We start from the raw sequence: 22,638 nt of genomic DNA, 5'->3' as shown, positions 1-22,638 counted from the left end.
TAAAATCTATAACATTTTATCGCCTTTATATTCCCCTCAATCTTTTCAAACAATACAAAAAACAGCAGGCTTCTAGTTTTCCAACTGAAACCATGCTGCTCTCTTTTTCAAACAATGGAATTATTTATTATTTAGCATAAGTAATAGCTTTTCTTGACTATACATCCAAACTGTAATAATGAGACAAGCAAGTGCCACTTCTGAAAGTGCCATAAATCCAATTGCATAATGACCTGTTAATTGGAACAGTACTGTTAAAATAAGCGGAGGGAAAAATCCACCTAATCCACCTAATGCTGCAACAAGCCCATTTACAACCCCTGCTTGCTTAGAAAAATACATCGGTACAAGTTTAAAGACTGTCCCATTTCCAATTCCTGCACAAAACGCAACGAGTAAACAACCAAATGTATAGACATTCATGCTTGGCATAAATGATAAAATAATACCCGATAACGTCAATCCAATAAATACAAAGATTAAAATTTTAAATGGATTAAACTTATCACCAAGCCATCCACCTATCGGGCGCATAATTGTTGCTAATACAATAAATCCAGCTGTTCTCATACCTGCATCGACTTTTGCTAATCCAAAGTGAGACACTAAAAAGTTTGGTAAGTACACCGTAAAAGCAACAAATGATCCAAACGTTAAGAAATAGAAAATGCATAAAAACCAAAGTTTCTCATTTTTATACACACCTTTTAATTGTTCTAATAATGGTGTGTTCACTTTTCTTTCATTGCGATCACCTAATAAGAAATTTAATAACGCAAACAATGCTAATAAAATTAAAAATGACTGTACAGTTGCTCTCCAACCAAATGAACTTGCAATGACTGGTGCTAAAAAAGAAGTAATTGCTGTTCCTGCATTTCCCGCCCCATAAATACCATTTACAAAACCGTGACGTTCTTTTGGATAATATTTCGGTAATGACGTCACACCTACAGAAAATACAGCGCCACCAATTCCTACGAATAGACCACCAATAATTAAATCCATCATAGAGTTTGCAATACTAATATAAAAAACAGGGAACAGTAAAATAATAAAACTGATAAAGAATAATTTTCTTGCTCCATATCGGTTTGTCCAATACCCAATTGGTATTCGAAGCACCGATCCTAAAATAACAGGTACTGCTGTTACAAGGGAGATTTGCCCTGCCGTTAACGTAATATCTGTTTTAATAAATGGCATTAACGAAGATAAAATCACCCATACCATAAAACCAATAATAAGATTAGAAGTTTGTAAACCTAACTGAAAATTCGGACTTCTCATCTCTTTCCGCCTCCTAATTTGTTCAATGTTTCACAATTTTATATTCATTCCCTCCAGTCTAATCACGTGATCTCGTGATTAGACTGGAAAAAATCAACCTCCACTTACAGGTGGAATAAGTGCAACAACATCGCCTGCTTGAATGGTATCCGTATCATTTGCATATTCTTCATTAATTGCAACCATAATTTGCTGGTCAACTGATACATGATACTCTTTTGTAAGAAACTGTTTTAACTCTGTAACTGTTATGTTGTCACAGTCTATTTTCAATTCACTTGTTCCAGCTTCTTCTTGCAAATGTGCGAACAATAATACTTGAATCATAATTCCAGCTCCTTTCCCGGTTCTCCATCTGGATACGATACTCTTTCTAATTGATCACCAATCCACGAATTGCCATCTTCCCAAAATTCTTTTTTCCAAATGGGCACAATTTGTTTGATGCGTTCCATAATATACTCATTCGCCTCATAAGCAGCTTTTCGATGCGGTGTTGATACCGCAACAACAACTGCGATATCAAAAATTTGAAGTGTACCAGTGCGATGCGTAATCGCAACATGTGTCCCTGGCCATTTTTCTTTCACTTCCGCACCAATTTTTGCAAGCATTTTTTCAGCCATTGTTTTATAAGCGACATACTCTAAATATAATGTACGACGCCCTTTCGTAAATTCCCTAACAGTCCCAATAAAGGTTGTTACTGCGCCGCATTCTCGGCTAATCACTTTATTTGTTACTTCTTCAATTGAAATCGGTGTATCAATTACTTCATAATACGTATATGTCATTTTGCACCCCTTACCATTTCTACAAGCCATTTCATATAAGAATCGGCATCTGTTATATGAAAAATTTTATATGTTTTTTGTAACTGTAAAATCGCTTCATCCCAGACAATAACAGCTTTTATGTTATCCACCTGTTCCAATAAAGACATATCATCTAGCGAACGAAGTAAGACAATTTTCGGATATGATTCTGTTTTATATCCTTCTATTAAAATGAGATCTACTGCAAAGAATTCATATAACTGAATTACATCCTTTAACATCCAATGATTACGAAGTGCTGAAAGAGATAACAATCCAGCTCCTTCTACAGCACTTACAACTGCACCTGCTTGTCTATGCCGTTCACTATCTTTTTGCGAAAGTTCAGGAAACCCACCATGTCCATGATGCTTAATTGTGGCAACTTTCCTTCCTTCACTTGAAAAAGCATGAACTAACTTCTCCATTAATGTTGTTTTCCCACTATTTTGATATCCTACTATTTGTAAGATTGGAGTGGCTCTGCCCATGGCCATTCACTTCCTTGACTCGAATCAAGCAATAGAACCGAGACGGTCATACCTGTTTCGAACCCTCGCGTTCCTCCTGGTAATACAATGAATGCATTTGCCTCTGCAAGACATGATACAGCGCTCGACTTATCCAATCCTACCGGAGTTACATGTAACATACCATTTACAATGCTTACTTTTCCCCTTACAAAACGTGTGAATGGATTTGCTTTTGGGAAATCTTTTTGCAAAACGGCATCTGCGCGATATACATGTGGTTCCTTTGCATAAAGATGCGTTTGTATAACTGGGTGAACAAATAATTCGAACCCAACATAACAAGCTGATGGATTACCCGATAATCCGAATAATAGCTTTCTCCCCACTTCCGCTACTGTTGTCACACTACCTGGTCTCATGGCAACCTTATTAAATAGTACATTCGCCTGTAATCGTTCATAAATAGCAGGTAAATAATCATAATCCCCTACTGAAACACCGCCGGTTGTAATTAAAATATCAACTTCATCCAGTGCCGCTTTCACAGCTTCATAGCAGGCATCCAATTGATCTGCAAGTTGCCCATAATATCGCACTTTTCCGCCTGCTTTCATAATTTGAGCTGCAATCATATAGGAATTACTATTTCGAATTTTTCCCAGTTCAAGTGGTTCATACACTTCTAACAGTTCACTTCCAGTTGTGATAATTCCAACAACTGGTTGTTTTACAACATGAACGGAACTGTATCCAAACGTTGCTAATAACGCTGCCACACCTGGATTTATTCTCGTTCCTTTTTTCACGAGCACATGATTTTTCTTTATATCTTCACCTTTAAATGAAACATTATCTCCTGCTCGAAAAGAACGTTTCAACTTCATATATGTTTTTCCATCTCTTGTACAAACTTCTGTCAACTCTAACATAACAACAGCATTACATCCTTCTGGAATCGCTGCTCCTGTCATAATTCGAACAGCTTCAAATGCTTTCACTTCTCCTTGAAAAACAGACCCTGCTCCGATCTCTCCCACTACTTGAAATTCAATTGGATTACTTTGACTTGCCTCTTTCGTATCTTCTGCCCGAATTGCGAATCCATCATAAGGAGAACGATTGAAATAAGGTACATCGTGATCAGCTACAACATCCTCTCCAAGCACTCTTCCATAACTCTCCATAAGAATCGTCTCTTCTATTTCACCGCGCTGAGCATATTTCATCACTCTCTTTACTGCTTCAGCAACTGGAATTGGTACTCGTTTTTCTAGCATTTTTTCACCCCTGTTTGCAAAATATCACATCTTGATTACACTTTATATTGTACAATGCTAACCATACTAGCAATTACTTCAAGGAGGAATTCCATGTCTTCATTTACTCATTTTAATGACCAAGGCCGTGCTAAGATGGTCGATATTAGTGATAAAAAAGTAACAGTGCGCACTGCAATTGCTTGTTCTAGCATCCTTGTTACAAAAGAAATTTATGATAAAATCTCCCATCATGAAATTGGGAAAGGAGATGTACTAGGCGTCGCTCAAATCGCTGGTATTATGGCGGCAAAACGTACTTCTGATGTTATTCCAATGTGTCATCCCTTACTTTTAAAAGGAGTCGATGTTTCCTTTGATTGGAAACAAGAAAAAAAACAATATCGTTTACTTATTGAAGTAAAGGTAAAAACAGAAGGAAGTACAGGCGTTGAAATGGAAGCTTTAACAGCCGCTTCTATGACTGCTCTTACCGTGTATGATATGTGTAAAGCTGTCGATAAAGGAATGATTATCGGTGAAACATATCTTCTCGAAAAAACAGGAGGAAAAAGCGGCGACTATCTTCGAAATTCATAAATATAACGCATCCGCTAAACCTAAAGGTCGCCTTTAGGTTTAGCCTATATACCTTGTATATAATCGCTTCGCTTCTGCCTTATCATTTGTCCCATGAACAAACGCTCTACCATCCTTAAAGAGAACAAAACGATACTCCTCGATGAAAAAGGATAATAAATACGGTGTTACTTGAATATCCATGTTTTTTTGTAAGCGCTTTTTAATTTCTTCTAGATTAAGAGATTTCGAAACGCCAGGACGGATTTGAACCGTATTTCGCCCACATAATACTTCGGTTTTCATTTGTGATTCAAATGCCAAACTTGGGTACGTACGTAACTTGCCACAAGATGGGCAGCTCTCTTTTTTCTGCCTATTCACTTTAAATGCCATATGTTGATTATTCCAAACATCAAATGACAACATTGTCTCCCGAAGTGCTCCAAAATCTTCTACTAATATTTTTAAAGCTTCGGTTACTTGATGTGCAACGACCATTTGTACCGCCGGCTGTATTACCCCTGCCGTATCACATGTGGCACCGCTTGTCGGATGCTCCATCAAACAGCGAAAGCACGGTGTTTTTCCTGGAAGAATTGTATACGTTACGCCATAACTACCAACACATCCTCCATATATCCAAGGTACATTATATTTTTGTGAAATATCATTAATAAGAAGACGCGTATCAAAATTATCTGTTGCATCTATTATTAAATCTATACCTTGAATGAAATCTTCCATCTCTTGTATCGCCACATCTGTCACAACTGGAATAATCTCAACTTCAGAATTAATCTTCTGTAAATGTTCTGCAGCTGCAATCGCCTTTGGCTTATATTGCTTGGCATCTTCTTCTGTATATAATTGCTGCCGCTGCAAATTGCTCCACTCGACATAATCTCGATCCGCAATTGTCAATTTTCCGATTCCTGCTCTAGCAAGAGCTTCAGCATTGGCGGCACCAAGAGCTCCAGCACCAATAAGCAATACATGCTTTTCTCTTATTTTCCTCTGTCCATCTTCACCAATACTTGAAAATAACATTTGCCTTGAATATCGGTCCTGCAATGTTTTCCCTCCCTTCTTATCCTCCAATATAAGACATTTCAATTTTCGCACGATTTTTCGCGCTTTCTTCCGTCCGCTCATCAGAATATCGGTCTTTTCGATATCTCCATACATCTTGTATGACTTGTAATAACTCATTATCAGAACAATTGGTTCTAAGCAACGCTCTTAAATCCGTACCTTCTGTCGCAAACAAACACGTATAAAACTTTCCATCAGCTGAAATTCGCGCTCTTGTACATGAAGAACAAAATGATTCAGAAACAGAAGTGATAAATCCAACTTCCACATCACTTCCTATGTAACAATAGCGCTTTGCGACCTCTCCGAAATAGTGTGGTTCAGCGGGTTCAATCGGATATACATTGCCAATCATCTCAATTAATTCTTGTTTTGTAACTACCTGTTCGAAATTCCATCCGTTCGTACTCCCAACATCCATAAATTCAATAAAACGAAGTGGTATTCCCTGTTCTTTAAAACAAGTAGCCATTGGAAGAACTTGACTATCATTCATTCCTTTTTTCACAACCATATTTACCTTTACTTCAAGACCGACCTCTTTAGCAGCTATAATCCCTTTTAACACAGGTTTCGTACTAACATTCCGTCCATTTATTTTCTGAAATACATTATCTTCTATCGCATCCAGACTAACGTTTACTCGCTGCAAGCCTGCTTCCTTTAATGCTTTTGCTTGTTTTGTCAAATGTATACCATTTGTTGTTAGTCCAATATCCGTTATACCATCCAGACTTGCTAGACGCTTAATCAGCTTCGGTAAATCTTTTCGAAGTAATGGTTCTCCACCTGTAAGTCTAATTTTCTTTACACCTATGCCAGCAAATAATTTTGCTAATCTTTCAATCTCATCAAATGTAAGTAAAAATTCTTCTTGTAAAAAAGCATAATCTGGTCCAAATACTTCAGCCGGCATACAGTACGTGCATCTAAAATTACAGCGATCTATAACTGAAATCCGTAAATCTTGAAGCGGGCGCCCGAAAGAATCCCTCACCTTCTCGTGCATCGTCACCCCTCCTTTTTGCTTCATTCATATCTTTCTTCATTCTATTATAATATATTTTTGAACTGTGATGTTTTAGCTCATGTTCTTTGTTTGCTTTCCATATTTTATTTGCCTTCATCATAATCAAGTAATCTAATATTTGTTGTGATATTTCTCACATCATATGCGCCATTCAAAAATTCTTCACAAATCCGTTCGTAATTTGTTCACATTGAAAGAAAAATTCCCCATAAAAAAACCTTGAAACAAACTGTCTCAAGGTGAATACTGTCTATTTATTGAATCAAATCATGATTATAGTGGTTCTCCTTATCAGTCATCCACTACTAAAAGTTTTCGTTACTTTTTTAAATAAGCATACTAAAAAAACGAGTATCAAAAAAATAGATTAAATAATAAAGGACTTCCTATATTATTATACTTAAACAGGTGTTTGCATGAAACATCTACTTTTTTATATTATACAGGAAATATTACTTGCATTTTCATCATACTTATACTCACAATAAAGGATAGACTGCTCGAAAAAGAAAGGTGATTGCTGTGACAAATCGTACGGCATTATCAAATGATTTAAAAGAACTACTTGCATCTGTTGAATATAAAATGAACGTCAGCAAAGGAAGCTATATTTTTCAAGAAGGTATAGAAGCAAAAGAACTCTATATCATTCGATCTGGAAAAGTACAAATTAGTAAAATTAGCGCTGATGGACAAGAATTAACACTTCGCATTTGTTCAAAGGATGATATTATCGGAGAATTAACACTATTTGCAGATCATGCAAAGTATTTATTAAATGCAAAATGTCTCGAAGAAGTTGAGATTGGTGTAATAAAACGAGATGCCTTAGAAAAAGCATTGCTTCAAAAGCCAGCTCTTGCATTTGAATTTATGAAATGGATTAGTGAACATCTAAGAAGAATGCAAACAAAATTTCGTGATTTAGTATTGCATGGAAAAAAAGGTGCTTTATATTCCACGCTCATTCGCATGACAAATAGTTACGGTATTTTAAAAGAAAATGGGATCTTGATTGATTTGCCTTTAACAAACCAAGAGCTTGCTAACTTCTGTGCTACTTCACGCGAAAGTGTCAACCGTATGTTAAATGAATTAAAAAAACAAGGAATCCTTTCTATTCAGAAAGGAAAAATTACAATTCATAATTTACAATTTTTAAAATGTGAAATTTCTTGTGAAGATTGTCCCTCTTCTATTTGTAGTATTGAGTAGTCTCTCTATGTGAGAGGCTACTTTTTCTTTTCTCCTTCACTCTACACGAAAAACACATGATGAAATGTGAAAAACACCACACTCTTACGAAATGATTTTTGACAATCTGTTGAACTGTGATAGATATCACATCCCTATTTATTCCCTCCTCTTATAGTGAAGATAAGAAAATGAGAGGTAATAAAGGAGTGAGCAGTATGAAAAAGAAATCTTCAGCATTCATGAAACGGTTAAAATATTTTTCGCCAATAGATCGATATAACGAGAACCATACACAAGAAACATACGAAGATCGCGAATGGGAAAACGTCTATCGCAAAAGATGGCAACATGATAAAGTCATCCGCTCTACACATGGAGTAAACTGTACTGGCTCTTGTAGTTGGAACATTTATGTAAAAGATGGAATTGTAACTTGGGAAGGACAAGAATTAAATTATCCAACTACTGGCCCTGATATGCCGGATTTTGAGCCTCGGGGTTGTCCACGCGGCGCAAGTTTTTCTTGGTACATTTATAGTCCACTTCGCGTGAAATATCCATATGTACGCGGCGTCCTTTGGAATATGTGGAAGGAAGAACTTCAAAATCATACATCACCATTAGATGCTTGGAAAAGCATTGTAGAAAATCCTGAAAAAGCTCGCACCTATAAAAGTGCACGTGGTAAAGGTGGATTCATTCGTGCGAACTGGGATGAAGTATTGCAACTTGTTGCAACCTCCTTACTATATACAGTAATGAAATATGGTCCCGATCGAAACGTTGGTTTCTCACCAATTCCAGCCATGTCTATGTTAAGTCATGCTGCTGGTAGCCGCTTTATGCAGCTGATGGGTGGACCTATGCTCAGCTTCTATGATTGGTACGCTGACCTCCCACCTGCTTCCCCACAAATTTGGGGTGATCAAACAGATGTACCAGAAAGTAGTGATTGGTATAACTCTGGTTACATTATGACATGGGGTTCAAACGTTCCAATGACCAGAACGCCAGATGCGCACTTCTTAGCTGAAGTACGCTACAAAGGAACAAAAGTTGTTTCCGTAAGTCCTGACTTTGCTGAATCCACAAAATTTGCTGATGACTGGATGAGCGTAAAACAAGGGACAGATGGCGCACTTGCGATGGCGATGGGGCACGTCATTTTACAAGAGTTTTATGTGGACAAACAAGTAGAATACTTCACAAATTATGCAAAACAATATACTGATTTCCCGTTCTTCGTCACATTAAAACAGCAAGGAGACCAATTCATAGCAGATCGGTTCTTACATGCAAATGATATTGGCCGTGAAACAAAGCTTGGCGAATGGAAGCCTGTTCTTTGGAAGGATAACACGAATGATTTTGCTATTCCTCACGGTACAATGGGCTCTCGCTGGGATAATGAGAAGAAATGGAACTTGCGCTTAGAAGATGAGCAAACGGGAGAAAAAATTAATCCGCGGCTTTCTTTACTTGGCATGGAAGATGCCATTGGTACTGTACAGATTCCATACTTCTCTGATGAAGGGAATCAAATACTAGAACGAACAATTCCAGTGAAGAAAATGAAAACACGAGATGGTGATGTTTTCGTTACAACTGTGTACGACTTAACATTAGCTAACTACGGCGTAAACCGTGGACTTGGCGGCCAAGAACCAAAAGACTTTCATGATTCGATTCCATTTACACCAGCATGGCAAGAAAACATCACAGGTGTAAAACGAGACTTAGTCATTCAAATCGCTCGTGAGTTTGCTCAAAACGCCATCGATACAAATGGTCGTTCCATGATTATTGTCGGTGCTGGTATTAACCATTGGTTTAACTCTGATACGATTTATCGCGCTGTTTTAAACCTCGTTCTTCTCGTTGGGGCACAAGGCGTAAATGGCGGTGGTTGGGCACATTATGTCGGGCAAGAAAAATTACGTCCAGCCGAAGGATGGCAAACCATTGCGATGGCAAGAGACTGGCAAGGTCCTCCAAAGCTACAAAACGGGACATCATTCTTCTATTTTGTAACAGATCAGTGGCGTTATGAAGATACACCAGTCGGTCACTTAGCATCACCAGTTGTTGGCAACTCACGCTATCAACATCATGGTGATTACAATGTATTAGCAGCTCGTCTTGGCTGGCTTCCTTCTTATCCGACTTTCGAAAAGAATGGAATTGAAATTTATAAAGAAGCTGTCGCTAATGGGGCAACCACAAAAGAAGAAATTGGAATATATGTGGCACAGAAATTAAAAGAAAAAGAACTGAAATTTGCCATTGAAGATCCAGATAACAAAAATAACTTCCCACGTAACTTATTTGTATGGCGTGCAAACTTAATTTCAAGTTCAGGTAAAGGTCACGAATATTTCTTAAAACATTTACTCGGTACAACAAATGGATTAATGAACGATGATAGCGATTCATTGCGACCAGAAGAAATAAAATGGCATGAAACGGCCCCTGAAGGCAAACTAGATTTACTTGTTAACCTAGATTTCCGTATGGCCGGGACAGCACTTTATTCCGATATTGTTCTACCCGCTTCAACATGGTATGAAAAACACGATTTAAGTAGTACAGATATGCATCCATTTGTACATCCATTTAATCCAGCTATTGGTTCACCATGGGAAGCTCGTTCCGACTGGGACATTTTCTGCTCCCTTGCAAAAGCAGTCTCTAAATTAGCAACAGAACTTGATCTTGATCCAATAAAAGAAGTTGTTGCAACTCCGCTTCTTCACGATACACCGCAAGAATTAGCACAGCCACTTGGCAAGATTAAAGACTGGAGCAAAGGGGAATGTGAACCAATTCCAGGTAAAACGATGCCACAAATTCATGTTGTCGAGCGTGATTATAAAACAATTTATGACAAAATGACTGCGCTTGGACCAAATGCTGGTAAACAACCAATTGGGACAAAAGGTATTTCTTGGTCCGCAGAAAAAGAGTACGAACAATTAAAGAGTCGCTTAGGAGTCATCCGCACCGATTCTATCGCAAAAGGATGCCCTAATATAACAGAAGCAGTCCATGCAGCAGAAGCAGTCCTTACTCTTTCTTCAACAACTAATGGTCATATGGCTGTAAAAGCGTGGGAAGCTCTTGAAAAACAAACAGATTTAAAATTACGCGATTTAGCAGCAGAACGCGAAGAAGAGTGTTTCACATTCGAGCAAATTACAGCACAACCTAAAACAGTAATTACTTCTCCTGCCTTTACTGGCTCAGAAAAAGGGGGACGCCGCTACTCACCATTTACAACAAATGTAGAACGTCTTATTCCTTGGAGAACGATTACAGGACGACAATCATTCTACTTAGATCACGAGATGATGAAAGAGTTTGGTGAAACAATGGCAACATTTAAACCAATCTTGCAGCATAAACCGTTTCAAAAATCACGTCCGGAAGTAGAAGGAAAAGAAATTACGCTAAACTATTTAACGCCGCATAATAAATGGTCTATTCATAGTATGTACTTCGATTCCTTACCAATGTTAACACTATTCCGTGGTGGTCCAACTGTTTGGATGAATAAAGATGACGCCGCTGAAGCTGGTGTAGATGATAACGACTGGATTGAATGTTTCAACCGAAACGGCGTTGTTGTAGCACGTGCAGTTGTTACACATCGCATACCAAGAGGAATGGCCTTTATGCATCATGCACAAGACCGTCATATTAACGTGCCTGGTACAAATTTAACAAGTAACCGTGGTGGAACGCATAATAGTCCAACGCGCATCCATGTAAAACCAACGCATATGATTGGCGGATATGGTCAATTAAGCTATGGGTTTAACTACTATGGTCCAACGGGTAATCAGCGTGATTTAAACGTCGTCATCCGCAAACTGAAGGAGGTAGATTGGCTTGAAGATTAAAGCACAAGTCGGAATGGTAATGAACTTAGATAAATGTATCGGCTGCCATACTTGTAGTGTAACGTGCAAAAATACCTGGACAAATCGTCCAGGTGCTGAATATATGTATTTTAACAATGTGGAAACAAAGCCTGGTATTGGCTATCCAAAACAATGGGAAAATCAAGAAATATATAAAGGCGGCTGGGAAGTAAAGAACGGTGAACTTCAGCTCAAATCCGGTTCTAAAGTGAAACGTCTACTAAATATTTTTCATAATCCAGATTTACCGACAATCGATGATTACTTCGAGCCATGGAACTACGATTATGAAACGTTAACAAACAGCCCGCAGCGCAAACATCAACCAGTAGCTCGTCCAAAATCGGCAATTACAGGCGAATTTATCGATAAAATTGAATGGGGGCCAAACTGGGAAGATGACTTAGCTGGTGGACATATCACTGCCTTACAAGACCCGAATGTAAAGAAAATGGAAGAAGATATTAAGACAGACTTTGAAAACGTCTTTATGATGTATTTACCTCGCATTTGCGAACATTGTATGAATCCGTCTTGCGTTTCTTCTTGTCCATCTGGCGCGATGTATAAACGTGAAGAAGATGGAATTGTTCTTGTCGATCAAAATGCATGCCGTGCTTGGAGATTTTGTGTATCTTCTTGCCCATATAAAAAAGTGTATTTCAACTGGCAAACGAATAAAGCGGAAAAATGTACAATGTGCTTCCCGCGTATTGAGGCGGGTATGCCTACCATCTGTTCTGAAACATGTGTAGGGCGTATACGCTACATTGGTGTTATGTTATATGACGCTGACAAGGTAAAAGAAGCCGCTTCCATCGAAAATGAAAAAGACTTATATGAATCGCAGCTTACTGTTTTCTTAGATCCAAATGATCCAGAAGTAGTTGCCGAGGCAAAAAAACAAGGAATACCTGAAGAATGGATAAAAGCAGCGCAACATTCACCAATTTACAAAATGATTATCGATTGGAAAATCGCTCTTCCGCTTCACCCTGAATATAGAACAATGCCAATGGTTTGGTATATTCCACCGCTCAGTCCAATTATGAATATAGTCGAAGGAAAAGGAAGCAACTGGAAAGAAGAGGATATTTTCCCTGCAATTGATAATATGCGAATTCCAATTCAATATTTAGCGAATTTACTTACCGCTGGGGACGAATCCCACATTCGACTTACATTGAAAAAAATGGCTGTCATGCGCACACATATGAGAGCACTACAAGTTCATAAAGAGCCAGATGAAATGGTATTAAAAGAACTTGGATTAACAAAAGAAGATGTAGAAGATATGTACCGCCTACTAGCAATCGCAAAATATAAAGATCGCTTTGTTATTCCAACAACTCACCGCGAGCAAGTTGCTGATTTATATAGTGAACAAGGAAGCTGTGGCCTTTCCTTTGCCGGTGGTCCAGGCTCTTGCATGACGCTTTCTTAACTAAGGGAGGTAACAACGATGAAACAAAGTTTACAAACCGCTTTTTCTTGTACTTCCTTCCTTCTCTCCTATCCTGAAGCAGGATGGAGAGAAGCTTTACCCGAACTACAAGAAACAATCCGTACGATTACAAATGAAGAAATTCGCACATTGCTTACAAGATTCATAAAACAAGTACAGAACAAAACAGATGCGCAACTAATCGACTCGTATGTGTATACATTCGACTTCGGAAAAAAGACAAATTTATACTTAACTTATATGAATACAGGTGAACAAAGAGAACGCGGAATTGAATTACTAGAATTAAAACAACATTATCAAAAAGCTGGCTTTATGGTAACAGATAAGGAGCTTCCTGATTACTTACCACTTCTTCTTGAATTTCTAGCAAACGCACCGGAAGAAGATTGTGATCCACTTATAAGTAAGTACATGAAAAATATACAAGCTTTGCATGAGCAATTAAAAAAAGCAAATTGTCTACATGAACCAATCATCGCTTCCGTTCTGCTTGCTATTGATGCATGGGGTGTACAAACAAATGAGAAAGGAGTTCTCTAAACATGCTGGATCAATTTTTCTGGGTGCTATTTCCTTATATCATTTTCGCAATCTTTATCGGCGGACACATTTTTCGCTATAACTATGACCAATTTGGTTGGACATCAAAATCTAGTGAACTGCTCGAAAAGAAAATACTTCGAATTGGAAGTCTTCTCTTTCACTTTGGAATTATGTTTGTAATCGGCGGTCATATTATGGGAATTTTAATTCCGGAATCTGTCTATCGCTCACTCGGTATTTCAGAGTATACTTATCATATCATTGCTATTAGTTTCGGACTTCCTGCTGGAATTGCTTCTATTGTTGGATTAGTAATCTTAATGTATCGTCGTTTTACAGTAAAACGTATGATTGCAACAAGTACAAAAGGAGACTATATAGCTCTCATTCTACTGTTCATTGTTATGTTAGCCGGTCTTTCTTCTACCTTTTTCAATATTGATGCAAAAGGCTTTGATTACCGTACAACAATTGGCCCATGGTTCCGTAGTCTGTTCATTTTCAGTCCGAAAGCAGAATATATGGCAGACGTACCGATTTGGTTTAAAATTCATATTATTGCAGCACTAGGCCTTTTTGCAACTTGGCCATTCACAAGACTCGTACATGTATTTAGTGTTCCCGTAAAATATTTACGTCGCAGCTACGTAATTTATCGAAAACGCATGCCCATGCACCTTAAGAAATAATCCCCTACAATCAGGGGATTATTTCTTATAAACCAGGCGCGGAATTAAAAGCATCTGTATTTGGCACTGCTTGCAAAATTCCAACGGGATTCTCCCCTTATAATCCTGTATTTTGACTTTCAGATGTTTGTGTTCCTCTTGTATACGTTGTTGTCACTGTGTCACCTGGTTGTAAGCAAAGATTTGATGTTGTACCAACTACTGTTACAACATCGATGCACGTCGGTCCCAATGCCCCGCTATATGTTTTAGAAGCAACAAATGAAGTATCACTTAAGTGATCACCTGTAAATATATTTCCATACTGATTTACAATGACAAATTTTTGAATATGAGCAGGCATATTTATTCCTCCTTTCCTTTATGATCCTAATGTTAATTCACTCGTTTCTAATGGCGGGAAAAACTCTGGAACTCTTGGCGTTTCAGGTTGCATACGTTTGCCATTAAAAAAATTAGCGATGCTTGACCCGCCAGCACCAGCATATACTTTTTGAACCCCTGAAGGTGAAAGGCTATAATAATCGCCTACATTCACGTTGCCTTTATTATTGATAATTTTCATATTACGAATTCGCGCACCCAAATTATTCCCTCCTTTGTACACTGTATGCATAAGAAAAAAAACTTGAAACAGACACGTTTCAAGTTTTTATAAATTCATTATTTAATTTCTCCTTTATATTGCAGCATACCGCCAACCATATTGACGGTTTTAAATCCTTGCTCATTTAAATAGTGACATACATTTTCACTGCGCATTCCTGATCTACAAATAAAAATATATTCATTTTCCTTATCAAAGAATTCCAATTTATTTGGAATGTCACCCATTTTTATATGTACAGCTTCTGGAATTTTCCCTTGCGCCACTTCTTCATCTTCACGTACATCTACTAGAAATAATGTCTCTCCATTTTCGAGACGCTTTTGTACTTCTTCTGTTGTAATTGTTTTTACTTCTGTCATCGATTGTTCCTCCTTATATACAATAAAACTTTGAAACAGTATTTTTCCTCTTTACTCACCAATTTTAGCATGCTGATGGCTGAACGCAAAGAAATGAAACTGTACCTTTTCTTATCTCTTTCTCAACTTTTTATCAATATTTATACTTTACAAAGCTAACTTTCACATTGTATTCTCATAATACTTGTTTTACGAAAGGAGCGAAGTGACATGACACTTTCATTTTTCTTTATGGGCCTTATTTTTCTTATTCTTTCTATCATTGTATTTAATATGAAGAAAAACTATAATAAGCTATCGTTTCAAGAAATCTCATTCCTACTTTTATTACTTAGCATCGCTTTTTTCGGCGCATGCATTGCCACGTATATTTTTCGTTTAAAGTTTGTATAAAGAAAGGTGCTACTTGCTAAATATGCACCTTTCTTTATACAAAACTAGATATTTTACGATTCAAAAACTCATACAATTTCTTCTCAAATAGATGGATATCCATCACTCCAGCCATATGTCCATTCGTGCTTTCAATCTCATATACTTCTGCAAATTTCCCTTGTTTTTTCAGGCTATCAACCATTTTATAATTATAATGTGCTGGTTGTAATACGTCTTGCTTACATGGAATCATCAGCACATTTGCCTCAATTTGTGAAAGTGCCTCATCCATAGAGGAGAAGCCATACGCAATATCATGTAATAACGTTGCCTTTGCAGTATACATCCATGAATTTGCGTCTACAAATTGAATATTTTGAAGCGTTAAGCAATCAATCTCTTTCTCAAATGATGTCGGTGAACCAAAGTTTTCATACGGTTTTGTTTCGGTACTATTACGCGGAAATTCCTTTTCATAATACTTCGCATCAAATGCATTGATAAACATCATTTTACTTGCTACATGTAATCCCTTAATTGGTTGCTCTTCCCCATAAGTCCCATCCTGCCATTTCGGATCCAACTGAATGGCATCAATTGCATTCCGCAAAACATTCACAGATGTTACAACTGGATTTTGCGGATTCGTAATTACACCTATCATTCGTTCGACCATATGTGGATAATGAACCGCCCATTGCTGCGCAATCATCCCACCTGCCGATGGCCCAATTACAGCGTGTAACCTGTTAATCCCTATTTCTTTTATTAATTCATATTGGATGCGAGCAACATCTAAAAAAGTGAATACTGGAAAATCCATCCCATATTCCAAACCGGTTTCTGGATTCATTGACTTTGGCCCTGTCGTTATAACATACGGATTTTTCACTTGAACATTACAAAGATTATCCGTACATATAACAAAGTATTGGTCCGTATCAATTGCTTTTCCTGGTCCAATCAACCCATCCCACCATCCAGGCAGTAAATCATTCTCCGTATACTTTCCTGCCGCATGACTCGTTGCACTAAAATAATGACAAACTAAAATCGCATTGGATTTTTCCTTATTTAACTTCCCATATGTTTCATATCCCATCTGAATAGGAATTTTCTTTTTATTTGCAAATGTAAATTGTTTCAAAGAAAAACACTCTTTTTTCACATACACGTTCCATTTCTCCTTTCAAACATCTTATTCTTCCAACCTCTCTACTAACCCGCTCAATTTTTCCGTCTATAATGGCAACTGCTTTTACATATTTGATTATTTTTCATACTCCATCTCAAGTCCCATCATTTTCATAACAAATCAATTTTGCTTATAAAAAGATTACACGTTTCTAAAAGAAAACCTTCTTTTTATATAACAGTTTTCTTTCCAGACATATGTATAAGAAACAAAATACACCATAAACTAACATCATCTTACATAAGTTAAAGAGGGAGAAAGCAATGATTTGGAACTGGTTACGAAAGAAAAAAACAGCAAAGATCCAAAAGGAAACTGCTAAGCAGGACGAGCAGCAACGCCTTGTGCAAACTTCTCAGCAAAGAGAGCAAAAGCAATCCGAACAACAGCACCTTAATCAAGCTTCTCAGCGAGGAGAACAGATCCTCAATAAGCAACAACCTGTTCAAGAAGCAACCCATACACATACTAGTGACAATAGCATTTATGATTTCAGTCAACCGAAGAAAGAAAAGGTTCACACTCTTCAAGATTTGTTAGAGAAATTGAAAGCATCTAGCGATTTTGTCAATTATCACACATCCGATGATGAAACAATGCCATACTGGATTTCTTACTATCGGCCATCACTTGACGGTGAAAAGTTACAAAAATATTTAATGCCAACATTATTAGAACGCACATGCTCTACATTAGAAGAATTGAAAGAACACATTCCAATGAGTGGAATTATAATTACAAATGATTTACAAAAAATAGAAGATATGGTCTTAAAGGGGCACGCAATTGTTCAATTACATGAAAAAGATCAAAAATGTCTACTTGCAAATATCGCAATTGATAATTATCGAGCACCAACTGCACCATTAAATGAATCAACAGTAGTTGGCCCACAAGAGGGTTTCGTCGAAGATATTGATACAAATATAAATTTAGTCCGAAAACGCCTCCCAGTATTAGCATTACAAACGAAAGAAATTATCATTGGAGCTTTTTCAAAGACAAAGGTTGTGATGATGTACTTAGACAACCTTGCTGAAAAAGAAAATGTTGCTTTCTTAGAAGAGTCTCTTCGAACAATTAAATATGATCAAATTAATGACAGTTCTTATATTCAAGAATTAATGGGTGAAAAGTCAATTTTCCCTCTCTATATTAATACAGAGCGCACTGATAGAGTAACAAAAGCTTTAATCGATGGAAAAATTGCTATTTTTGTCGACGGCTCACCTAGCGTTTTACTTACGCCTGTCTCTTATTTTGATTTCTTTGTTTCACCTGAAGATTACAACGTCTCTTGGATGTATGCTACATTTTCGAGAATGTTACGTTTAATTGCTGTTCTTTTTTCGATTTGTGCAACTCCATTATATGTCGCTGTCTTAAGCTATCATTATGAATTGATTCCAAGCGACTTATTAGAAACATTGATTTTATCCAGAGCCCAAGTTCCATTCCCTCCTTTAATAGAAGCGCTATTTTTAGAACTTGCAATTGATTTATTAAGAGAAGCAGGCGCCAGACTCCCAATGAAAGTAGGGCAAACGCTCGGTATTGTAGGGGGGATTGTAATTGGTCAAGCCTCTGTTGAAGCTGGTTTAACAAGTAATATTCTCTTAATTATTGTTGCTTTATCTGCACTTGCTTCCTTTATTACACCTATTTATAAAATGGGAAACACTGTGCGATTATTACGATTCCCATTTCTGATTAGTGCAGAATTAGGCGGACTTTTAGGCATTGTACTTGGATTTCTTTTTTTATTTACCCATTTATTCCGCCTATCATCTTTACGCAAACCATATGCCCTCTTTTATCCAGCAAGGAAACAATCCTTTAAGGACTCTTGGGTGCGGTTTCCTCTATCTGTAATTGATACAAGAGATGTACAAGCAAGACCACAGCACGTAAAAAAGACTGCAAAAGGTATTCCAATAAAACATAGATCTGATTTTGATGAATAAAGCGAGGTGCATCTTATGAGTAAAGTTAAAACAAAATATCAAATATCACCTATCTTTGTTTTCTTCTTAATTCATGGTGCACAATTTGGAGCGGGGGTTTTAGGCTTTGCACGCATCATCGCAAAGTCCGCAGGATACGATGGTTGGATAGGAGTTCTCATTGTAGGAATTACCATCCACATTCTCATCTGGATGATGCATTTCTTGTTAAAAGAAAATGAGGGGAATTTAATTGATTTACATCAAGAGCTGTTCGGAAAGTGGGTTGGAACAGGAATGAACCTACTCTTTGTGACTTACTTTTTCATTATAAGTATTTCCGTTATCCGAACCTATGTCGAAATTGTTCAAGTATGGATGTTTCCTACCGCTTCTACATGGACATTGACCTTTTTCTTCTGCTTACTTAGCTATTACATTATCTCATCAGGATTTCGCGTTATGACCGGCATATGCGTAATTTCTATCGCCGGAATTTTCGGTTATCTTTTCCTTAGTTTATTTGTTCTAAAATATGCACAGTGGGAAAATTTACTTCCTATATTTTCTCATTCTGTTCAGGATATATTAAAAGCAGCACAATCCTCTATTTACACGATGACTGGATTTGAAGTATACCTTATGATTTATCCATTTGTAAAAGGGGCACAAAAGTCTCATAAATTCGCACAATATGGCGCACTATTTTCTAACATTTTATACGTATTCAGTACTATGCTAGCCTTTGCTTTTTTTAGTGAAAATCAGTTATTACAAACAATATGGCCGCAGCTTTCTATGACACAGGTTATTCAACTTCCCTTTATTGAGCGCTTAGAGTACATTGCAATCTCTGCTTACGCTCTTGTCATTATGCCAAGTTTCTTACTTCCATTATGGGCTGCAACAAGAGGTACATATGAAGTCTTTCGTGTGAAACAAAAAAAGATTTTAATCGCTCTTTTGTTCATTACAATCATTATTTCACAACTATTAACAAATCGACACGATATTAATGATTTTATTAGCATGATATCTCATACTAGCTTTTTTGTTCTTTATATGTACATCCCGATTTTATTTCTTATTATGTGGGTGAAAAGAAAATGGAAAAAATCAAAACAAAAGTAATTCTCCTTTCCTGTTTCTGTATGTTTAGTATGACTGGTTGCTTACAAAAAACGATTATTGATGATATTCAGCTCATTCAAGGAACGGTTTTTGATACAGCGAAAGATGATAAAGTAAAAGTAACATTTGTTTGTCCCGTACAGGAAAAAGGAAATAAAGTTCAAGTTTTTGAAGGGGTAGGGAATGCTGTAAAACAAGTAAAAGCCGATACTGCTTTAACATCTTCCCAACCGTTTGCAAACGGCCAAATGCGCGTTGCTCTGTTCACAATGAACATCGCTAAAAAAGGATTGTCCACTTCATTTGACACGCTCATTCGTGATGTAAATGTCGGAAATGCCTTATATGTTGCCTTATTAGATGGAAATGGGCGTGAATTATTTGAAGAAAAGTATACAACCTCATCAAATGTTGCAATTTATATAAAAAAGTTATTGGAGCATAATATGCAAACTGGTCCTTTGCCAACCGATAATGTATATTTGGGTGCATTCCGTTATTATCGCGTAGGCCAAGACTACTATATTCCTATCTTAAAAAAAAGCAAAGACAAAGTAAAAATTACTGGTATTGCTCTTTTCAAGAAAGATAAATATGTCGGGAAAATCAAGCAACGAGATCTGTTTGTATTTAAAGGATTAGTTGAAAAACATCGATTAGATTCACAGGAATTCAAAACAAACCCTGGATACACAATCATTAATAATATTCGCTCTACCCCTACTTACCAAGTACATGTAAAAAACGGCAGACCTTCTTTTCTCATTACAGTGAAACTTGATGCACGTATTCAAGAATTATCAAGAAAATTTAGTTTGGAAAATAAGAAGAATACACAAAAAATTGCTAGATCTATCGAAAAACAACTCAATACAAGAGCAGCAAAACTCATTAAACACTTTCAATCTTTGGATGTCGATCCCATTGGCCTTGGGGCAAGATTTAGGCAGCACTATCGACCATTCAACTTAGAGAAATGGAAAGCAATGTATAAAGATGTACCTATTAAAGTTCAATATAAAGTAAATATTACAAATTCAGGGGTTATTGAATAATAGAATCTAACATAAAGATTGAACTCCTCCCTCTAGCATGGTACAACGGAGAAGGGGGAGTTTTTTTATGCCTTACATAGAGAAAAAGGAGTTACGGGAGAGCTTATGTTAAAAAAATTGATAAAACCTATTTTAAATGGGGTTCTATTTCTCTTAGTATTTTTATTTGCACATACATATTTAAAAAATGTTTCTTTCACTCGTTATTTACTCATTGTTATTCCATCACTTCTTGTCGGAATATTCGGAATCGATATCGCTGTATCATTTTTCATAAAGAAAGAAGAATAACAAAGATCTTATGTTACAATGGAATTCGGCACATAGTAAGAAAGGATGAAACAACATGTCTAACGAAAAAGGTCTAGATAAAGGATATGAACTTGTCGCAAAAATGCATGAAGTATTCGGACACCCAGTTACAGATGTACCAACAAAATTAACGGAAGAACGTGCAAAGATTCGCGCAAGCTTTATGCAAGAAGAATTAGAAGAGTTTTTAGAAGCAACAACTCTAGAAGATCAATATGATGCATTAATCGATCTTATTTATTTTGCCTTTGGAACATTTGCAGAAATGGGAGTGCGTCCAGATAAAGGATTTGAAATTGTGAATAATGCCAATATGGCAAAGTTATTTCCTGATGGAAAACCGCGCTTTCGCGAAGGAGACGGCAAAATTTTAAAACCAGAAGGTTGGCAAGCACCCGAGCCACAACTTCGCGCAGAAATCGAGCGTCAACGCCAAGAAGCATTAGCAAAATCATTAAAATGAAAATTATGTAAAAAGGAGCTATCCAAACAAGATAGCTCCTTTCCACTATTTCTTCTTTTTCTCTGTCGGTTGACTTTGCTTAGCAAAGTTAGATGAATCATCAAAATTCGGCTGTTTTTTACCAGCATTATTACTTCTACCTTTTCCCATATGTAACACCTCCTCACCTTACTATGCCCAATAAAAAAATCCCCTTGCGCACAAGAGAATTTTTTATATGTGCTAGATTCCAATCATCAACATCCATTATATCCTGTATGACCATCTGTCCCTTCGGAATCCCTTGTCGCTCCGCCGTACCAAGTTTGATGATGTTGTCCTTGATGATGGTGCTGGTCTTGTTGATGTCCATGATGCCCATGGTGTCCGTGGTGCCCATGATGTCCGTGGTGTCCATACTGTCCATGATGTCCGTGATGTCCATGATGCCCGTGATGTCCATGATGCCCGTGATGTCCGTGATGCCCATGTTGTCCGTGATGTCCGTGGTGTCCATGATGTCCGTGATGTCCGTGGTGTCCATGATGTCCGTGGTGTCCATGATGTCCGTAAACACCATATGGATTCACTGCTCCTATACCTGCTGCAACACCAATTCCTGGTGCTGGAAATACAGTCGGTCCCCCTAGTTGGCTACCCATTACAGCCCCTGGAGAGAATCCTCCTGGAAACCCTGGTGCTACCCCTGGCATTCCTGTTTGCACACCAGCTACAGATGGCGGGAATCCTCCTGCTCCTCCACCAATTCCCATCGGAGCATAGTGATGGTCTCCACTAATCATAAATCCATATGGTGCTTTATTATCTATCCCTTTCATTTCTTTCACCTCTTCTTCTCAA

Annotated in this window: 23 protein-coding genes and 1 pseudogene; 12 read left to right on the top strand and 12 right to left on the bottom strand. The window is 37.3% G+C overall.

Features of this window, described 5'->3' with window-relative positions; translation table 11 throughout:
- Positions 1–120 precede the first annotated feature (120 nt).
- The 5 genes from MR056_RS11050 to MR056_RS11030 all read right to left on the bottom strand — a co-directional run bounded on the left by MR056_RS11050 (position 121) and on the right by MR056_RS11030 (position 3,855).
- Positions 121–1,290, bottom strand: a complete 1,170-nt coding sequence (locus MR056_RS11050; RefSeq protein ID WP_012095847.1) for a nitrate/nitrite transporter — start codon at positions 1,288–1,290, stop codon at positions 121–123.
- A 93-nt stretch (positions 1,291–1,383) separates the two neighbouring features.
- Positions 1,384–1,617, bottom strand: coding sequence for a molybdopterin converting factor subunit 1 (gene moaD, locus MR056_RS11045; RefSeq protein ID WP_012095848.1), 234 nt, complete (start codon positions 1,615–1,617; stop codon positions 1,384–1,386).
- Positions 1,614–2,084 (bottom strand): molybdenum cofactor biosynthesis protein MoaE, encoded by a 471-nt coding sequence (locus MR056_RS11040; protein WP_242136556.1) that lies wholly within the window; start codon positions 2,082–2,084, stop codon positions 1,614–1,616. Before MR056_RS11040 ends, moaD begins: the two co-directional genes overlap by 4 nt.
- Positions 2,081–2,602 carry a molybdopterin-guanine dinucleotide biosynthesis protein B gene (gene mobB / locus MR056_RS11035; protein WP_012095850.1) on the bottom strand — a complete coding sequence of 174 codons (522 nt, stop codon included), beginning with the start codon at positions 2,600–2,602 and terminating at the stop codon, positions 2,081–2,083. The genes MR056_RS11040 and mobB overlap by 4 nt, the downstream gene beginning before the upstream one ends.
- A complete protein-coding gene (locus MR056_RS11030) occupies positions 2,566–3,855 on the bottom strand; it encodes a molybdopterin molybdotransferase MoeA (protein ID WP_012095851.1) in 1,290 nt (429 codons plus the stop codon). The genes mobB and MR056_RS11030 overlap by 37 nt, the downstream gene beginning before the upstream one ends.
- A 93-nt stretch (positions 3,856–3,948) precedes the next feature.
- Between MR056_RS11030 and moaC the strand changes: the two genes are divergently transcribed.
- Positions 3,949–4,434: a cyclic pyranopterin monophosphate synthase MoaC gene (gene moaC / locus MR056_RS11025; RefSeq protein ID WP_012095852.1), complete on the top strand. Its 486-nt coding sequence runs from the start codon at positions 3,949–3,951 to the stop codon at positions 4,432–4,434.
- Between the two features lie 39 nt (positions 4,435–4,473).
- Here moaC and MR056_RS11020 read toward each other — a convergent pair whose 3' ends face one another.
- Together MR056_RS11020 and moaA are read right to left on the bottom strand one after the other, a co-directional pair.
- The gene (locus MR056_RS11020; RefSeq protein WP_012095853.1) at positions 4,474–5,487 is read right to left on the bottom strand and encodes a molybdopterin-synthase adenylyltransferase MoeB; all 1,014 of its coding nucleotides are present in this window, start codon (positions 5,485–5,487) and stop codon (positions 4,474–4,476) included.
- Between the two features lie 16 nt (positions 5,488–5,503).
- Positions 5,504–6,517, bottom strand: a complete 1,014-nt coding sequence (moaA, locus tag MR056_RS11015) for a GTP 3',8-cyclase MoaA (RefSeq protein WP_012095854.1) — start codon at positions 6,515–6,517, stop codon at positions 5,504–5,506.
- A 543-nt stretch (positions 6,518–7,060) separates the two neighbouring features.
- Here moaA and MR056_RS11010 point away from each other — a divergent pair.
- The 5 genes from MR056_RS11010 (at position 7,061) to narI (ending at position 14,355) form a co-directional block, all read left to right on the top strand.
- Positions 7,061–7,753: a Crp/Fnr family transcriptional regulator gene (locus MR056_RS11010; protein ID WP_012095855.1), complete on the top strand. Its 693-nt coding sequence runs from the start codon at positions 7,061–7,063 to the stop codon at positions 7,751–7,753.
- A 197-nt stretch (positions 7,754–7,950) separates the two neighbouring features.
- Positions 7,951–11,634: a nitrate reductase subunit alpha gene (locus tag MR056_RS11005; protein WP_242136555.1), complete on the top strand. Its 3,684-nt coding sequence runs from the start codon at positions 7,951–7,953 to the stop codon at positions 11,632–11,634.
- Positions 11,624–13,099, top strand: coding sequence for a nitrate reductase subunit beta (gene narH, locus MR056_RS11000; protein WP_012095857.1), 1,476 nt, complete (start codon positions 11,624–11,626; stop codon positions 13,097–13,099). Before MR056_RS11005 ends, narH begins: the two co-directional genes overlap by 11 nt.
- 18 nt (positions 13,100–13,117) lie before the next feature.
- Positions 13,118–13,663 carry a nitrate reductase molybdenum cofactor assembly chaperone gene (narJ, locus tag MR056_RS10995; protein ID WP_012095858.1) on the top strand — a complete coding sequence of 182 codons (546 nt, stop codon included), beginning with the start codon at positions 13,118–13,120 and terminating at the stop codon, positions 13,661–13,663.
- A gap of 2 nt (positions 13,664–13,665) precedes the next feature.
- Positions 13,666–14,355, top strand: a complete 690-nt coding sequence (narI, locus tag MR056_RS10990) for a respiratory nitrate reductase subunit gamma (protein ID WP_012095859.1) — start codon at positions 13,666–13,668, stop codon at positions 14,353–14,355.
- Between the two features lie 25 nt (positions 14,356–14,380).
- On the opposite strand, the pseudogene MR056_RS10985 reads toward narI, so the two are convergent.
- From MR056_RS10985 to MR056_RS10975, 3 genes and pseudogenes are all read right to left on the bottom strand, one after another.
- Positions 14,381–14,698 (bottom strand): annotated as a pseudogene (locus tag MR056_RS10985) (hypothetical protein).
- A gap of 18 nt (positions 14,699–14,716) precedes the next feature.
- On the bottom strand, positions 14,717–14,941 hold the full coding sequence (locus MR056_RS10980) for a spore germination protein (protein ID WP_048723997.1): 225 nt from the start codon (positions 14,939–14,941) through the stop codon (positions 14,717–14,719).
- Positions 14,942–15,018: 77 nt separating this feature from the next.
- Positions 15,019–15,324: a rhodanese-like domain-containing protein gene (locus MR056_RS10975; protein WP_012095862.1), complete on the bottom strand. Its 306-nt coding sequence runs from the start codon at positions 15,322–15,324 to the stop codon at positions 15,019–15,021.
- Between the two features lie 210 nt (positions 15,325–15,534).
- Between MR056_RS10975 and MR056_RS10970 the strand changes: the two genes are divergently transcribed.
- On the top strand, positions 15,535–15,717 hold the full coding sequence (locus MR056_RS10970; RefSeq protein WP_012095864.1) for a hypothetical protein: 183 nt from the start codon (positions 15,535–15,537) through the stop codon (positions 15,715–15,717).
- A gap of 34 nt (positions 15,718–15,751) precedes the next feature.
- On the opposite strand, the gene MR056_RS10965 is transcribed toward MR056_RS10970, so the two are convergent.
- Positions 15,752–16,873, bottom strand: a complete 1,122-nt coding sequence (locus MR056_RS10965) for a homoserine O-acetyltransferase family protein (protein ID WP_012095866.1) — start codon at positions 16,871–16,873, stop codon at positions 15,752–15,754.
- A 284-nt stretch (positions 16,874–17,157) separates the two neighbouring features.
- On the opposite strand from MR056_RS10965, the gene MR056_RS10960 reads away from it, so the two are divergent.
- The 5 genes from MR056_RS10960 (at position 17,158) to MR056_RS10940 (ending at position 21,798) form a co-directional block, all read left to right on the top strand.
- Positions 17,158–18,858 carry a spore germination protein gene (locus MR056_RS10960; protein WP_087095457.1) on the top strand — a complete coding sequence of 567 codons (1,701 nt, stop codon included), beginning with the start codon at positions 17,158–17,160 and terminating at the stop codon, positions 18,856–18,858.
- Positions 18,859–18,873: 15 nt separating this feature from the next.
- On the top strand, positions 18,874–19,968 hold the full coding sequence (locus MR056_RS10955) for a spore germination protein (RefSeq protein WP_087099295.1): 1,095 nt from the start codon (positions 18,874–18,876) through the stop codon (positions 19,966–19,968).
- A complete protein-coding gene (locus tag MR056_RS10950; RefSeq protein WP_087095458.1) occupies positions 19,944–21,023 on the top strand; it encodes a Ger(x)C family spore germination protein in 1,080 nt (359 codons plus the stop codon). Before MR056_RS10955 ends, MR056_RS10950 begins: the two co-directional genes overlap by 25 nt.
- Positions 21,024–21,128: 105 nt before the next feature.
- Entirely contained in the window at positions 21,129–21,314 is a 186-nt protein-coding gene (locus MR056_RS10945) for a hypothetical protein (protein WP_012095870.1), read from the top strand.
- Positions 21,315–21,369: 55 nt separating this feature from the next.
- Complete coding sequence (locus MR056_RS10940; RefSeq protein WP_012095871.1) at positions 21,370–21,798, top strand: pyrophosphohydrolase domain-containing protein; 429 nt, start codon at positions 21,370–21,372, stop codon at positions 21,796–21,798.
- Positions 21,799–22,034: 236 nt separating this feature from the next.
- Here the strand turns inward: MR056_RS10940 and MR056_RS10935 are convergent, their stop codons facing one another.
- Entirely contained in the window at positions 22,035–22,616 is a 582-nt protein-coding gene (locus tag MR056_RS10935; RefSeq protein WP_180566377.1) for a vrrB protein, read from the bottom strand.
- Positions 22,617–22,638: the final 22 nt, after the last annotated feature.

It is taken from the genome of Bacillus cereus group sp. BfR-BA-01360 (assembly GCF_022663595.1).
GTDB classification, from domain to species: Bacteria; Bacillota; Bacilli; order Bacillales; family Bacillaceae_G; genus Bacillus_A; species Bacillus_A cytotoxicus.
Note: the sequence above shows the minus strand (reverse complement) of the source record. Positions and strands in the feature narration are given on the sequence as shown.